The sequence below is a fragment of the Rhodococcus sp. AG1013 genome, from assembly GCF_003350365.1.
Lineage (GTDB): Bacteria > Actinomycetota > Actinomycetes > Mycobacteriales > Mycobacteriaceae > Prescottella.
Genome location: NZ_QQAT01000026.1, coordinates 39,820 through 53,763, shown reverse-complemented (window position 1 = coordinate 53,763; position 13,944 = coordinate 39,820). Strand labels below are relative to the sequence as shown.

General features: G+C 66.0%; 15 protein-coding genes. 4 read left to right on the top strand and 11 right to left on the bottom strand.

The annotated features are described in order from the left end of the window. The 3 genes from pgi to gnd are packed head-to-tail and all read right to left on the bottom strand — an operon-like array spanning position 1 to position 3,553. The gene (pgi, locus tag DEU38_RS24675) at positions 1 to 1,656 is read right to left on the bottom strand and encodes a glucose-6-phosphate isomerase (protein WP_114724052.1); all 1,656 of its coding nucleotides are present in this window, start codon (positions 1,654 to 1,656) and stop codon (positions 1 to 3) included. Then, positions 1,656 to 2,663, bottom strand: a complete 1,008-nt coding sequence (fgd, locus tag DEU38_RS24670) for a glucose-6-phosphate dehydrogenase (coenzyme-F420) (protein WP_114724021.1) — start codon at positions 2,661 to 2,663, stop codon at positions 1,656 to 1,658. Before fgd ends, pgi begins: the two co-directional genes overlap by 1 nt. Next, positions 2,660 to 3,553, bottom strand: a complete 894-nt coding sequence (gene gnd, locus DEU38_RS24665; RefSeq protein ID WP_114724020.1) for a phosphogluconate dehydrogenase (NAD(+)-dependent, decarboxylating) — start codon at positions 3,551 to 3,553, stop codon at positions 2,660 to 2,662. The genes fgd and gnd overlap by 4 nt, the downstream gene beginning before the upstream one ends. Positions 3,554 to 3,733: 180 nt before the next feature. Here gnd and DEU38_RS24660 point away from each other — a divergent pair, with 180 nt between their 5' ends. Next, positions 3,734 to 4,528, top strand: coding sequence for a DeoR/GlpR family DNA-binding transcription regulator (locus tag DEU38_RS24660; RefSeq protein WP_114724019.1), 795 nt, complete (start codon positions 3,734 to 3,736; stop codon positions 4,526 to 4,528). After that, on the top strand, positions 4,515 to 5,021 hold the full coding sequence (locus tag DEU38_RS24655; RefSeq protein WP_114724018.1) for an SMI1/KNR4 family protein: 507 nt from the start codon (positions 4,515 to 4,517) through the stop codon (positions 5,019 to 5,021). The genes DEU38_RS24660 and DEU38_RS24655 overlap by 14 nt, the downstream gene beginning before the upstream one ends. Here the strand turns inward: DEU38_RS24655 and DEU38_RS24650 are convergent. Beyond that, positions 5,013 to 5,483 (bottom strand): hypothetical protein, encoded by a 471-nt coding sequence (locus DEU38_RS24650; protein WP_147283586.1) that lies wholly within the window; start codon positions 5,481 to 5,483, stop codon positions 5,013 to 5,015. The genes DEU38_RS24655 and DEU38_RS24650 overlap by 9 nt on opposite strands. Positions 5,484 to 5,637: 154 nt before the next feature. On the opposite strand from DEU38_RS24650, the gene DEU38_RS24645 reads away from it, so the two are divergent. After that, a complete protein-coding gene (locus DEU38_RS24645; RefSeq protein ID WP_258558142.1) occupies positions 5,638 to 6,171 on the top strand; it encodes a DUF3558 domain-containing protein in 534 nt (177 codons plus the stop codon). A 118-nt stretch (positions 6,172 to 6,289) separates the two neighbouring features. Next, entirely contained in the window at positions 6,290 to 6,556 is a 267-nt protein-coding gene (locus DEU38_RS24640; protein WP_258558141.1) for a hypothetical protein, read from the top strand. A 63-nt stretch (positions 6,557 to 6,619) separates the two neighbouring features. On the opposite strand, the gene DEU38_RS24635 is transcribed toward DEU38_RS24640, so the two are convergent. The 7 genes from DEU38_RS24635 to DEU38_RS24605 all read right to left on the bottom strand — a co-directional run bounded on the left by DEU38_RS24635 (position 6,620) and on the right by DEU38_RS24605 (position 13,824). Continuing rightward, the gene (locus tag DEU38_RS24635) at positions 6,620 to 8,173 is read right to left on the bottom strand and encodes a TerD family protein (RefSeq protein WP_181818932.1); all 1,554 of its coding nucleotides are present in this window, start codon (positions 8,171 to 8,173) and stop codon (positions 6,620 to 6,622) included. Positions 8,174 to 8,183: 10 nt separating this feature from the next. Next, complete coding sequence (locus tag DEU38_RS24630; RefSeq protein WP_114724013.1) at positions 8,184 to 9,401, bottom strand: TerD family protein; 1,218 nt, start codon at positions 9,399 to 9,401, stop codon at positions 8,184 to 8,186. 172 nt (positions 9,402 to 9,573) lie between these two features. After that, positions 9,574 to 10,323 carry a type I restriction-modification enzyme R subunit C-terminal domain-containing protein gene (locus tag DEU38_RS24625; protein WP_309473116.1) on the bottom strand — a complete coding sequence of 250 codons (750 nt, stop codon included), beginning with the start codon at positions 10,321 to 10,323 and terminating at the stop codon, positions 9,574 to 9,576. A gap of 337 nt (positions 10,324 to 10,660) precedes the next feature. Beyond that, complete coding sequence (locus DEU38_RS24620; RefSeq protein WP_147283585.1) at positions 10,661 to 10,852, bottom strand: hypothetical protein; 192 nt, start codon at positions 10,850 to 10,852, stop codon at positions 10,661 to 10,663. A gap of 82 nt (positions 10,853 to 10,934) precedes the next feature. After that, the gene (locus tag DEU38_RS24615; protein WP_114724010.1) at positions 10,935 to 11,570 is read right to left on the bottom strand and encodes a DUF6308 family protein; all 636 of its coding nucleotides are present in this window, start codon (positions 11,568 to 11,570) and stop codon (positions 10,935 to 10,937) included. A gap of 1 nt (position 11,571) precedes the next feature. Next, positions 11,572 to 12,156 carry a hypothetical protein gene (locus DEU38_RS24610; RefSeq protein ID WP_114724009.1) on the bottom strand — a complete coding sequence of 195 codons (585 nt, stop codon included), beginning with the start codon at positions 12,154 to 12,156 and terminating at the stop codon, positions 11,572 to 11,574. Between the two features lie 210 nt (positions 12,157 to 12,366). Then, positions 12,367 to 13,824: an NAD(P)/FAD-dependent oxidoreductase gene (locus DEU38_RS24605; RefSeq protein ID WP_258558149.1), complete on the bottom strand. Its 1,458-nt coding sequence runs from the start codon at positions 13,822 to 13,824 to the stop codon at positions 12,367 to 12,369. Positions 13,825 to 13,944 lie beyond the last annotated feature (120 nt).

Sequence of the window (13,944 nt, the reverse complement as noted above, 5' to 3'; positions counted from 1 at the left end):
TCAGTGCGGGCACCGCACGCTGTCCCGCTCCCGCCGGTAGACCCCCATCAGCTCTGTCGTGGAAGTGTCCCCATCGGAGACCGCGACGCCGACATCGCACAGGTCGGCCGTCAACTCGAGTGCAGCCTTCTTGCCGAGTTCGACACCCCACTGGTCGAAAGAGTTGATGCCCCATATCGTTCCCTGCACGAAGACCAGGTGCTCGTAGAGCGCGATCAACTGTCCGAGGACCGAGGGTGTGAGCCGGGGCGCGAGGATCGTCGTCGACGGGCGGTTCCCGGACATGATCTTGTGCGGAACGAGTTCCTGCGCAACACCTTCGGACTCGATCTCCGCCGCGGAGCGGCCGAACGCCAGGACCTTCGCCTGGGCGAACATGTTCGCGACCAGCACATCGTGCATCGACCCGTCGGGGTCGACTTCCGTGACGCCGGCTGCCGAATTCACGAACCCGATGAAATCCACGGGAACCAGACGGGTGCCTTGATGGAGAAGCTGATGGAAGGCGTGCTGCCCGTTCGTTCCGGGCTCACCCCAGTAGATTTCGCCGGTCCGGGTGCCCACACCGGTGCCGTCGGATCGGACCGACTTGCCGTTGGACTCCATCACCAGCTGCTGGAGATACGCCGGGAACCTCGCGAGGTCGTTCGCGTACGGCAGTACCGCGTGTGTGTCGGCACCGAAGAAGCTCGCATACCAGACACCGAGCAGTCCGAGCAGCACCGGCGCGTTCGATTCGAGCGGCGCGGTGCGGAAATGCTGATCCATTCGCCTGAACCCGGTCAGGAACTCGCCGAACTGTTCGGGCCCGATCGCGACCATGAGACTGAGTCCGACGGCCGATCCCAACGAGTAGCGGCCGCCGACCCAGTCCCAGAAGCCGAACATGTTCGCTCGATCGATGCCGAACGCTTCGACTCGTTCGACATCGCTCGATACCGCGACGAAGTGCAGGGGTACAGCGTCCTCCCCGAGCACGTTCGTCAACCAACGGCGCGCCGCGGTTGCATTGGTCAGGGTTTCCAGAGTCGAGAAGGTCTTCGAAACCACCACGAAGAGAGTGGTTTCCGGCTCGAACCCGGCCAGCGCGGAGGCCAGGTCTGCGGGGTCGACGTTCGACACGAAGCGCACTTCCGGACCGTCGACACAGGACCGCAAAGCGCGGTACGCCATGGCGGGGCCGAGGTCGGATCCACCGATTCCGATGTTCACGACGGATCGGATTCGACGGCCCGTTGCGCCGCGCCACCGGCCGGATCGGACGCGATCGGCAAAGTCTGCCATTCGGTCGAGAACCTCATGCACGTCGTCGACAACGTGCTCTCCGTCGACGACCAGTCGTGCGCCCCGAGACGCTCGCAGTGCCGTGTGCAGCACCGCCCGATCCTCGGTGCTGTTGATGCGCTTGCCGTCGAACATCGCCTCACGGCACCGTTCGACACCGGCCGATCGTGCCAGCGCGGTCAACAGGTCGAGCGTCTCCGCTGTGACGAGGTGCTTACTGAAGTCGATGTAGAGATCGCCGGCGTTCACGGTGAGGCGACGGCCGCGGCTCGGGTCCGACGCGAACAGCGAGCGCAGATCGGTCGACGCGATCGTGGACTGATGCACCGTGAGCTCCTGCCACAACGCGGATTTCGTGACATCGACTCCGATCATGCGAGGGCACGCAGTCGTGGAGCGAGGTCCTTCTCGAACAGCTCGAGGAACCTCTTCTGATCGTGGCCCGGCGCGTGGAAGACGAGGTGGTTCAACCCCGCGTCGATGTACGGCTGGATCTGCGCCACCGCCTCGTCCGGATCCGATGCCACGATCCACCGCTTGGCCACCTGCTCGATCGGCAACGCATTCGCCGCCTTCTCCATCTCGATCGGATCATCGATGCTGTGCTTCTGCTCCGCCGTCAACGACAACGGCGCCCAGAACCGCGTATTCTCCAGTGCCAGTTCCAGATCCGTGTCGTAGGAAATCTTGATCTCGATCATCCTGTCGATCGCGGCGATGTCGCGTCCTGCGGTGTCCGCCCCCTCCGCGACCGCGGGCATCAGCTTGTCGGTGTACAACTCCATCCCCTTACCCGACGTACAGATGAACCCGTCGCCCGACCGGCCCGCATACCGTGCCACCACCGGACCACCCGCCGCGATGTACACCGGTATGCCGCCCTCGGGCACGTCATAGATCGATGCACCCGTCGTCCGGTAGAACTCCCCCTCGAAATCCACTCGGTTCCCCGACCACAGTTCCCGCATCAACCGGACGGCCTCCCGCAGCCGCGCGAACCGTTCCTTGAATTCCGGCCACGGCCCGGCGAATCCGGTCGCGATCTCGTTCAGCGCCTCACCCGTACCCACGCCCAGCATGACCCGCCCCGGGTAGAGGCAGCCCATCGTCGCGAACGCCTGCGCCACCACCGCCGGGTTGTACCGGAACGTCGGAGTCATCACCGACGTCCCCAACATCAGGTGCGATGTCCGCTCCCCCACGGCCGTCATCCACGCAAGAGAGAAGGGCGCATGACCACCCTCGTGCCGCCACGGCTGAAAATGATCCGACACCGTCGCCGAGTCCATCCCGTGGGCCTCGGCCAGCACACCCAACTCCACCAACTGCCGCGGGCCGAACTGCTCCGCGGATGCCTTGTACCCCAACCGCAGGTTCATGCCGACAACTCCTTCAGACGTACATCGTGTCCACCGAACTGGTTGCGCAGCGCCGAGACCGCCTTCATCGCCGGGGAATCGGGTTGGCGCGAGGAGAATCTGGCGAACAACGCCGCCGATATCACCGGCGCGGGTACCGCGTGCGCGATCGCTTCCTCGACGGCCCAGCGCCCCTCACCGGAGTCGTCGGTGTAGCCCGTCAGGCATTCGAACCCCGGATCATCGCTGTCCGCGGCCACCAGCAACTCCAACAGCCACGAGCGCACCACGGTCCCCCGCTGCCAGGCCTTCAGCACGGCGCCGACGTCGGTGATGAGAGGCTCGGCAGCAAGGAGTTCGTAGCCCTCCGCGTAAGACTGCATGAGCCCGTACTCGACGGCGTTGTGCACCATCTTCGCGTAGTGCCCGGCACCGACGGGTCCGGCATGGACGAACCCCTCGGCGTGTTCGCCGGCGGGCCGCAGGGCGTCGAAGATCGGCATGGCGCGCGCGACGTCGCCCGCTGCACCGCCGACCATCAGGCCATACCCCTCCTGCAGACCCCAAACACCCCCGGACACACCGCAATCGAGATAGGCGATTCCCCTGTCGCCCAGCAACTCACAATGATCCTTGTCGTCGGTGAAGCGCGAGTTTCCCCCGTCTATGACGAGATCGCCGGCCCCGAGCAGGTGACTCAGCTGTTCGATCACGGTGCGAGTCGGCTCGCCTGCCGGAACCATCACCCACACCACCCGTGGAGTCGCCAGCCGGGCAACCAGTTCCTGGAGCGACTCCACGTCACTCGCGGTGGTTCCGGGATCGAACCCGACGACGTCGTGCCCGGCGCCGCGTATGCGTTCGCGCATGTTCGCGCCCATCCGGCCCAGGCCGATCAGACCCATCTGCATTGGCACTCCTCGGAATCGACACGCCATCCGGACAGAAATCGGATTGCACGAATTCGCGCATCCGTTGCGTGAAATCATGCAAACCGTTGCCTGATCTGTCAATATCTGCGCAGCCCGGAAGTTACAATCGACCAGCCCGCCCGGTCGGCAACGGCGGGCACCGTCCGAGGAGGAACTGGCTTGTCCGGGAGTGCACAGCGGCGCGAGGACATACTTCGCAGGCTCGTGGCAGACGGCTACGTCGAGGCAAAGGCGCTGTCGCGGGAGCTCTGCGTGGACGCGTCCACCATCCGGCGCGATCTGGACGCTCTCGTCCGACTCGGCAAAGCCGAACGGACACACGGTGGCGCGCGGCCGATCGCCGGTGCGATGTCCGAGATCCCCTACGCGGTCAAGGAGAGCGATCACAGGGCCGAGAAGATCGCCATCGCTCGTGCGGCCGCGGACCTCGTGAGCGACGGCGCGAGCGTCATTCTCGACAGCGGCTCCACCACCTACCAGGTCGCGGCCGCGCTGCGGCACAGGTCCGAGCTGACGATCATCACCAACGACCTGCGCATCGGAAAGTACGTCGCCACGTTCCCGGAGGTGCGCCTGCTGGTGACCGGCGGAGAACTCCTCGGGTCGGTATTCACGCTGGTCGGCGAGCGTTCGGTGGAGTTCCTCGCCGACTACTCCGTCGACTGGGCATTCCTCGGGGCCGACGCCATCGATCCCACCGCCGGGGTCACCAATACGAACACCCTCGAGGTCCCGATCAAACGGGCCATGATCGCGGCATCCGCCCGCTCGGCCGTCGTCGCAGACAGTTCGAAGTTCGGACACAGAGCACTGACGCGGGTGGCCGCGCTCGGCGAAGTCGACCTGATCATCACGGACTCCGGACTCGCCGTCGAGGATGCCGATCGGTACGGCGATGGACTCATCCGCGCCGATTCCGACGCCGAAGAGAACCGTCCGGGTGCGCGCGCCTGATACCCACATCGACGTCGACTTCCTCGATACCTTCCGGTTCCCCGACGGCGCGGGGTTTCCCGACTCGTACCGGGCCTTCGTGCGAGAACTGGGCTGGGGCAGGCTGTTCGGGCTCTGGCTCGTGTACCCGCCCGTGCGGGGCGGCTACGCCGCAGCTGCCAGGCCAGGAGCGCGATCCTCACGAGCGAAGGCCTACCGCGACGGGCAGGTCGAGGAGTTCGACTGGATGATCGAGCCGGACGGCAACTGGGCGCTCGTCGACTCGCTCCAGGTTTTCGCCATCAGCGAGAACGGCGATGTGCTGTTGTGGGACACCGCCGCTCGTGACGAGCGAGGCGAGTTCCCGGTGTACTGCTCGCAGCGGATGAATTCGCTGCGGCTGCTCGGACCGTCGCTGGATGCTGCGGCGCCGGTGCTGCGGGCGGAATCCGCGACGTTGTTCGGCGCGACCGAGGTCGACTTCGAACCGCTTGCCGCGCAGCGGCTACCGTGACCGCCCGAACCAGCGCCGCTTCGGGGCAGGGCGGGCGAGGTCGACCGCCACGTCGACGAACGACTGCACGGCGTCCTCGGAGCCGTTGTCGACGCGCTTGAACGCCTTGCCGATGGGGTCCGCGAAGGTCCCGTCAGGCAGTTCGATGCCGGGCCAGCCACCGATCTCGGTGGGCGGCTCGACCCACCTCCCTCCGGCGTGGCGGACCAGCAGTTCGCCGAGGTAGGCGCCGAACTTGAACACGAGTTCGGCGAGGTAGTCGCCACCGCCCTCCTGGTCGCGGATCTCGCCGAGGAAGGCGTCGACATCGCGTGCAGATGCGAGCGTGAAGGGCAGGTCGTGTCCGGTGTTGGCGCGAACCGAGTGCGAACATGCCTGCGCGAGGGCAGGCATGTTCTCCACGGTCGGCGGAGCGGGGAGGCGCAGCGGCCGGCCGGAGTAGGCGCCGGAGGTAGAAGTCACGAGCAGAACCTAGCCGGGATGGCTCAGGACTCCGGTGTCGAATCCGTGGCGGCGCCCGGGTCACCGGTCGTCAGTGGAGATCTTCGGTGGAACCGAGGGGGGTCACCGTGCGTCTGATCCAATGAGCGGATCGTCGCCGAACGAGAGGGGAAACGTGAGGTCTGTGGGACGGTGGAGTGCCGTTGCCGTCGCCGCGGTCGGGGTTCTGGGCCTGGCCGGCTGCGGATCGACCAGCGTCGAGGGTCAGGCCGACCCGGCGATACCCGGGGCCGCAGAACCGGCATTCGACCCGTGCAGCATCCCGGACGAGGCGCTGCGAGCGGCGGGGGTGGATCCGGCGTCAGAGACGCGCGACATCCTCGGGGTCAAACAGCCAGGGTGGAATCTGTGCGATTGGGGCGGTGAAAGCACAGCGGTAACGGTGTTCATTGCGGCACGCACCCTCGACGAGGTCCGAGAGAACGACCGCTTCACCGACTTCACTCCCGTCGATCTGGGCGGCCGGAAGGCCTTCACCTTCCGCGAGGCATCCGACACTCGCAATGAGTACTGCGATGTCATGTTCAGTTCTGGAACCGACACCGTGATGATCAAATCGGGCTACTTCGTCGGAAGAACTCCACCTGAAGGCCCGTGCCCCCTCGCCATTCGAAACGCCCAGGTCCTCGCTCCGACGATCCCCAACTGACAGGACGGCCGACGCTGTGAACAGCAACTCGTGGAGTGCACTCGGTGATCAGGTCGATGCGGGTCTTCTCTACTTGGAACCTGGCGTTGCCGAGCAGTGTGCGCAACGCTGCGCCGAAATGGTCAGGGAACTCGATCGGATCAAGCGCGGAGCCGCTGGACTCAGCCGTGTCGACGGCCTCGGCATCCTCCCCTCCGGAGTCGCGCTGGCCCGCAAGTTCGAGCAGAAGGCGTCCGGCGGCGCCTACCCGCTCGATCAGGCTCTGGCCGATCACATCACCGTCGTCGAGCAGATGCAGTCGGTGTTCGAGAAGATCGCGGCGAGCTTCGACGCCACCGAACAGTCGAACACACAGGCCATCACGGCGGTCGCTCCCGGCCGCTGATCCACCACCCGAGAACTCAGCACAGTCCAGCGTCGACCCAAGAACAGGTGCCGACCGCACCTGCTACCGGTCCGCGAAGTGCGCGAGCACTTGTGCCAGGCGGTTGGCGTCGGCCGGTATCTGATCGGGGGTGAAGGTCCAGTCGTTGAAGGTCCACGGGTCACACCACTCGGATCGGTCCGCGGCCGGAAGGGCGTAGCTGCGGTGGACGAGGTCGCTGTCGATCGCCTCGACGGAGGAGAAATCTTCGCCCACGATCACCATCGAAACACCCATCGACGGGCCATGCTCTGCGAGGAACGCGATCGCCGGCCAGTGCCGCTGCTCGTAGCCGAACGGGAAGTGGTTCAGAACGAGAAGCCGCTGGGGACGTGCGGAACATCGGACTCCGCCGGCCCCGTCGAGTATGCCGAGTTCGACCGACGCGGAGATCGACTCGAGGTAGGCGGCTACTTCGTCGACACCTGCGATCGTGGTTCCGTGGGGACGATGGGACAGCGCGGACGTCAGCGGTCGAAGTCCGCCGCTGAGATCGACGATATCGAGGGCAATGTCGTCGTAGGAGGCCAACATCCGCAGTGCGACAGCGAAGACGACGGCTGAAGTTCCGGGTGTGTCCGGGCCGATGATTCGAAGCGGCTGCCGGAGTGGGAACGGCAGACACACCGGGATTCGCAGTGGACCACACTGGGGGGCTGACAGTTCCCCGATGCGGATTCCGTCTGCGGTTCCGCCACCTGCACTGAGGTTGGTCCAGGCTGGAGAGTTCCAGTCTGCGAACGGTCGCGGCAGCATCGGTCCGACGGCTTGGAGTTCAGCCTCGAGGTGGGCGCTGTCTCGGCGGTATCGGATGAAGGCCTCTTCGACGACCGTGTCATGTCGCTGCTGCGCTCGTGCCCTCGCCTGCCCCGCTTCCGGGCTGTTGCGGGTGGCGGGATCGGCTACCGCCGCGGTCATCTCGTCGTCGAGGCGGGACTCTGCGAACTGGCGCGCGGCGATAAGGGCACCGGCCGAGCGAGCAGCGTCTTCCTGGATCATCCCGAACCGTTCGACGATCCTGTCCGGGTCGAGCGGCTCGATCGGCGCGTATGCGGTGGTTGGGGCTGCCATCTGCGCCGCGGGTTGTTCACTCGCGTTGTCGTCGACGTCCACGCCGTGCCGAGTGATCAGGCCCGCAAGCCCGTCGTTGTATCCCTGCCCGACTGCGCGGACCTTCCACTGCCCGGCTCGCCGGTACAGCTCCCAACAGATCACTGCCGATTCAGCGGATCTGCAGCCGACGTCGACGGTGGCGACAGGCGCTCCGCTGTGGTCGTGCAGCGTCGCGGTGAGCTGGGTGAAAGCCGCATCGGGGGCAGCGTTCGGGTCGACGCTCGCGATGCAGAGCACGGCGCCGGCATCGGGGTGGACGGCGTCGAGATCGATCTCGACGCCGTCCGGTCCCAGATGGACTCCGCTCGTCCGTGGTTGGTTGTAGAACACGAAGTCGTCGGACGACAGTGCACGGAGCGAGGAATCGGTCACCAGGGCCGACACGTCGAGTGCAGTTGCGCTGTTGGCGGTGAACCGCAGAGTCGCGGTCGACAGCACGGTGTTCTGTCCAGGCGTCAGGTGCACTGTCGGTCCTCTACGCGCCGATGAACCGGTGCAGTTGGGGTGCGGCCTCGCCGGCGTGCCGGGCCTGGATTCCCTCGCCGATCGCTTCGAGCTTCCAGTCACCGCCCGACCGGAACACCTTGGCCATGACCATGCCCGTGAATGGCATGCCACCCTGCAGGGTGTATCGGGCGAGTTCGCTGCTCGTGGTGGCGTCGACGAGCCGGCAGAAGGCGTTCTTGACCTGCTCGAAGGTGTGCCCCTTGTAGGAGGTGACCAGGAAGATGACCGTGGTGATGTACGGCGGTACCCGCGTCAGGTCGACATGGATCACCTCGTCGTCACCGTCACCGACGCCGGTGAGGTTGTCGCCCTCGTGAAGAATCGAGCCATCCTTGGACCGAAGCTGCCCGTAGTACGCGACGTCGACGATCTGGTTGTCGGCGATCAGGACGGCCGAGGCGTCGAGGTCGACGTCGACGGCGCGGCTGCCGAACATTCCTCGCTTCTCGATCGGATCCCAACCCAGGCCCATGCTCACCATGGTGAGGGCCACCCCGCCGTCCTTGCGCAGGCTCACCTTCTGGCCCTTGGTCAGGCTGACCGGGCGGCCCTTCACGAGGCTGACTTCGGCACCCGCGGCCGGGGGCGCCGGGTGAACCGGCGGCGCGGCAGGGGCCGGCGCAGCCGCAGGCGGCGCGGGGGGCGCCGGCGGCGCGACAGGAGCCGCAGGAGCGGCCGGTTCGTCGTCCACCGAGACGCCGTGGTCGGTGACCAGCGCGGCGAAACCGCCCGCGTATCCCTGCCCGACGGCGCGTACCTTCCACCCGCCCTGTCGCCGGTACAGCTCGAGTGCGATCACGATCGACTCGGTGTCGAGGCCGTCGATCCGATACTCGTACAGTGTGTTTCCGTTGGCATCGGCCAGACGCGCGGTCGGAGCGCCATAGCGACCGAACGTCGACGTGGCGTCCTCGAGGGTGATGACGGTACGAATCTGGTCGATGTCGGCGGGCACCGACGCGAGTGAAACGCGCAGCGTTGCAGCCTGACCGGGCGGGCCCGGCTGCAGCTGCACGCCAGGACCGCTCGGCTGGTTGAAGAAGACGAAGTCGGCGTCGGAGCGAACCTTCCCGTTCGCGGTGACCAGAAGAGCCGACAAATCAGCGGCCGCGGTCAGATCGAGCAGGACGACGACGTCGCCGGCAGTGATCGGGGCGTTCTGCCCCTTGGTCAGCGGTGCGGTCACGGCGTTACGGCTCCTTCGATGTGAAAGTGGTCGATGCGGACATATCGGGTCAAAGATCGGGTATACACGAAGGTCGAGTCCGTCGGGTGAACCACCCGCGAACCCGCCACAGTCTCCCGCCGGCGGCGATCCTGGGTGCCACCGTGACTGCTGGGGACAGCCGCGGGTCGGATCAGGCGCTGGCGGCGTCGGTGGTGTCGACGGACTCGTTGATCGACCGGATCACCTGGACCAGGCGCATCACCTGGTCGTCGCCGAATACCTGCCCGGGTCCGTGCGGCGCCTTGTCGGTGAACGGCGACTCGAACAGCAGCGACGGATCCATCTCGCCGTGCCGTGTCAGGTGGGAGATGATCAGATTCACGAAATCGATCTGGTCCGCCGTCGCAGTCTTGCCGTGCAGGAACTCCGCGAACGCCTCGGCGGCGGACTGCTGATCAAGGCCCACGAGTGAGCGGATGAATCGGGCCAGTCCCTTGGCATTCTCGACCGCGCGTTCCAGATCCTGCGGCTCACCGGCACCACTGCGGGCGAGCATCTCCTCGAGCGAGGCGGGGTCCGCGGTCGTGAGCGGTTTGCCGTGGCGGACCTTCGACAGCGCCAGGTTGTCGGGCTGCCGCCGCAGGTAGTCGCGCACCTTCGGGATGTTCAGCCCCTCGTCGAGCAGGCCGTCGGCGACCTGCCGGATCGGCGCCTCGAACTTGGGCAGGGTGCCGTCGGCGTGCACGACCGCCAACTGGCCGCGCAGGACGATCAGGTCGAACCTCTTGGCCAGCTCGTCGGTATCGCGCACCGTGGTCGGCAGCGGTGCGAGGTTCTCGATGATCTCGGCGACCCTCTGCTCGGAGAGCGAGTCCCACTCCGCCCGGTCGGCGTCTCGGCCGCGCGGCCTCTTTGACTTGTTCGACGACCCTTGAGGCATCGAATCCGGGTACCGGAGTAAATCCGGTCTTCTCATCCAGCCCCAGGATGACCAGACCACCAACAGTGTTACTGAATGCACTCAGCGTCGGCCAGAGGCTTGCCCCGATCTTCGTCGCGGCGCTCTTCACTTCGACAGAGCGGTGTCGGTTCCGGCCTTCCGCAACGTCGCGACCACAGAAGCCAGCTTCGCTGCGTCCACCGGTCCCCTTTCCGAGCATCACTGCATGAATCGCACGCCACAGTGTATATACAGTGACTGTCAGTGTATATACACTCACGCTGGGCAACCCTCACTGACCTACAAAGCTCCTGGTCCTGCCCGCTTCGGAAAGGGATCACTCCGCCCCGCTGTCGATCAGCTTTCCAAGTGCATACTTGACCTGATGCTGCTTGAGCCCCATGGAAACGGCGAGCTCGAGAATCTCGACTTTGGGTACCGCGCGCACGGCGCCGTCGACGAGGTCTGGCGCCAGATGGTAGGTCGTGCCGCCGCGGTCACCACTGGAGACAGCCAATCCTGCTGTCACCAATCTAATGTCGAGATCCTCGACAGAAGTTCCCGGAACCGGATGCGCGTCGTACGGCCTGTCGCGGATAGCAACCTCCGCATCAGCCCGGTGCCTTCAGTTGCATCCACGCAAGCACGTCGAGAATCCGGATGGCCGGGACCGCGGCCGGCAACTCCGCCCGTTCCCGCAACGCGACGAGCCGGTTGTGCAGTTCGCGGTCGTTGTCCCGCAGGGCCTGCCGGACGGGGTTGAGGTGCGCCTTCTTGGTGTCGAGAACCTCGCCGACGACGCGGTCGTAGATGGGGTACAGCCGCGGCCGCTTGCGCGCGATCAGCTTCGACGCCACGGTCCGCCCGACGCTGGGGACCGTCCACAGCGCAGTCTCCAGCCGCCACGCCGGCGACTCGGGGGTCATCTCGTCCGCTTCGTCGACGAGGTCGCGGTCGGCGCCGACCTCCCGCAGCAGCTCGGCGAACTCGTCGCGGCGCTCGCGCAGGATGATGTCGGCGCCGTCCGGGGATACCGCAACCGAGAGCAGGGTGACGGCGACCAGGTCGTCGGCGGTGAAGACGTCGACGTCGCGCTCGCGGGTTCCGCTGGAATCCCATTCGTCCCACAGCGCGCCGCTGCGCAGCCGGCCGGTCTTCACCCACGGCGCGCGGAAGTACTGCTGCAACACCTCGACTGCGGCGCCGTCGTCACCGGACGCGAGGACCTTCGGAAGACGAATCGTCATGTCAGGCCTCTTCTGTCATCACGTCGAGCACATGCTGCGCGAACCGTCGATTGTGATACTGCGCGTACGGGCCTCGACCCTTGCCGACAAGTCGCTCGGCGAGCGGGCGGATGGTCGTCTCGTCGAGGGGAAGCTCGAAGAACTGGTCGTCCGCGCCCTCGTCGGAGAGGAACCAGTCGATCACCACGCCGTCGCCGTCCGCGGAGGCCAGGTCGGGTTCACGGAAGCGCAGCAACGGGTTTGCCATCGTGAGGCCGTCGAGGCTGTACCCGGTGCCGCGCATCAGCGCGGACAACGACGTGTACAGCACGGTGCGGTAGTCGACGGTCTCGCCGTTTTCGGTGTAGCGCTCCACGTAGAGCACTTCCATCGGTCCGATGTTGAGCGTGAAGAGACGTTCACTCTCGGCGGTCTTGTTCGTCGTCGGGAGACACGTCAGTGTCCACTCGTCCACCTCGCCCGACGCCGGATCGTCGAACGCCGAGGCGAGGTAGCCGGCGATCAGGTCGACTGCTACCTCGAAGAACGGTTCGCGGCGCAGCAGTTCGAAGTTCTCATCGCTTGCGGCCGGATTGATTTCACTCATCACTGTCTCTCTCGTGCTGCATGGCGCATTTACGACGGCGGTCAGGCGCACAATTGTTCTGCTCGACGACACCCAGACAGAACTGTATAGAACCGGCCACCGACGGCTCTGCGCTTCCCCCGCCTGAGGCAGCCACGAAACCACTGCCACAGCGCCACACGAAATCCGGTCCAGGGCGTGCGTCCGAGAGCGACCTCCGCAACCCCGCCGCTACCGCACCGGTGTCGGGTCCGACGCGGAGAAGTCGTAGTCGCCGAGCGGGAAGCTCCGCGCCTCCGTGAACGCGTTGGCCGTCGACGTCGGACGCAGCAGGGCGGCCTCACCGTGTTGGTTGAAGTAGTACGACCGCGCCGAGCCGCATCTGCCACCGTAGAAGACGGAGTCGTCGAGGTTCGCCGTCATCCGGTCGAGGAACCGGGCGTTGGCGTCCTCGGTCACCTCGAAGACGTCGGTGCCCCGGCGGCGCATCTCGGTCAGTAGTCGTGTCATGTGCGCCATCTGCGACTCGATCGTGGTGAAGTACGACAGTCCGCTGTACGAGTACGGGCTCGCGAGGGTGAGGAAGTTCGGGAACTTCGGCACCGCGACGCCCTCGTACGCCTGGAAGCGGTTGTCGCGCCACCACTTCCCGAGGTTGAGGCCGTCGCGTCCGATGACCTCGATGGCAGGGAAGTTCACGTCCCACAGGTTGAACCCGGTTGCCAGGATCAGGGTGTCGATCTCGGTGCGACGGCCATCGGTGGTGACGATCGCGTCGGGTTCGATCCGTGCGATCGACGTCGTCTCGAGGCTCACGTTCTTCTTCGTGAAGGTCCGGTAGTAGCTGTTGGAGAACGTGGGTCGCTTGCACCCGAAGTCGTAGTCGGGGGTCAGTTTGCGGCGCAGATCGGCGTCGGGCACCTGTGCGCGCAGGAACAGCCGTGACGCCGCCGCGGCCCCCTTGTTGAGGATCTTCGCCTGCCGGTAGTGCAGCACCGCGCTGACCATGATGCCCTCGAGGATCGTGTCGCTGACGAAGCGGGCCACACGTTGCGTCGCCGGAACACGCGAGAAGAGTCGTTGCACGACACCGGGAATCGGAACGTCGGCCTTCGGCACCACCCAGATCGGGGTGCGCTGGTAGACGGTGAGTTCGCTCGCCTTCCGGGCGACCTCAGGGATCAACTGGACGGCGGTCGCACCGGTACCGATGATCGCGGCCCGCGACCCGGCCAGGTCGATACCGTCCTCCCACGCGGTGGTGTGCAGGACGTGACCGGAGAACGTGTCGATTCCGTCGATGTCCGGCAGCTGCGGCTGCGACAGGAATCCGGTCGCGGTGAGCAGGTAGCGCCCGGTCACCTGTTCGCCGCTCTCGAGAGACACCACCCAGTGCCGGGCGGTCTCGTCCCAGCAGGCGCCGGTGACGACCGTCCGGAACCGCATGTACCGGCGCAGGTCGTACTTGTCGGCGACGTGCTCGGCGTACCGCTTGAGTTCGGCGCCCGGCGCGAACAGCCGTGACCAGTACGGATTCGGCTCGAAGGAGTACGAGTAGGTGACCGAGGCGATGTCCACGGCCAGGCCCGGGTAGCGGTTGACGTGCCACGTGCCGCCGAGGTCGTCCTCGCGTTCGAGTATCGCCAGGTTCGTCAGGCCGAGCTGGTTCAGCGCGATCGCCGCACCCATCCCGCCGAAACCGGCACCGACGATCACGGCGTCGTACTGCGTGTTCCGCTCCACAGCTTCACCCTCCCCAGATATGTGTCACTTTCAGTGTCACTCATCTGTCCGGGTGTGGCCAGGGTT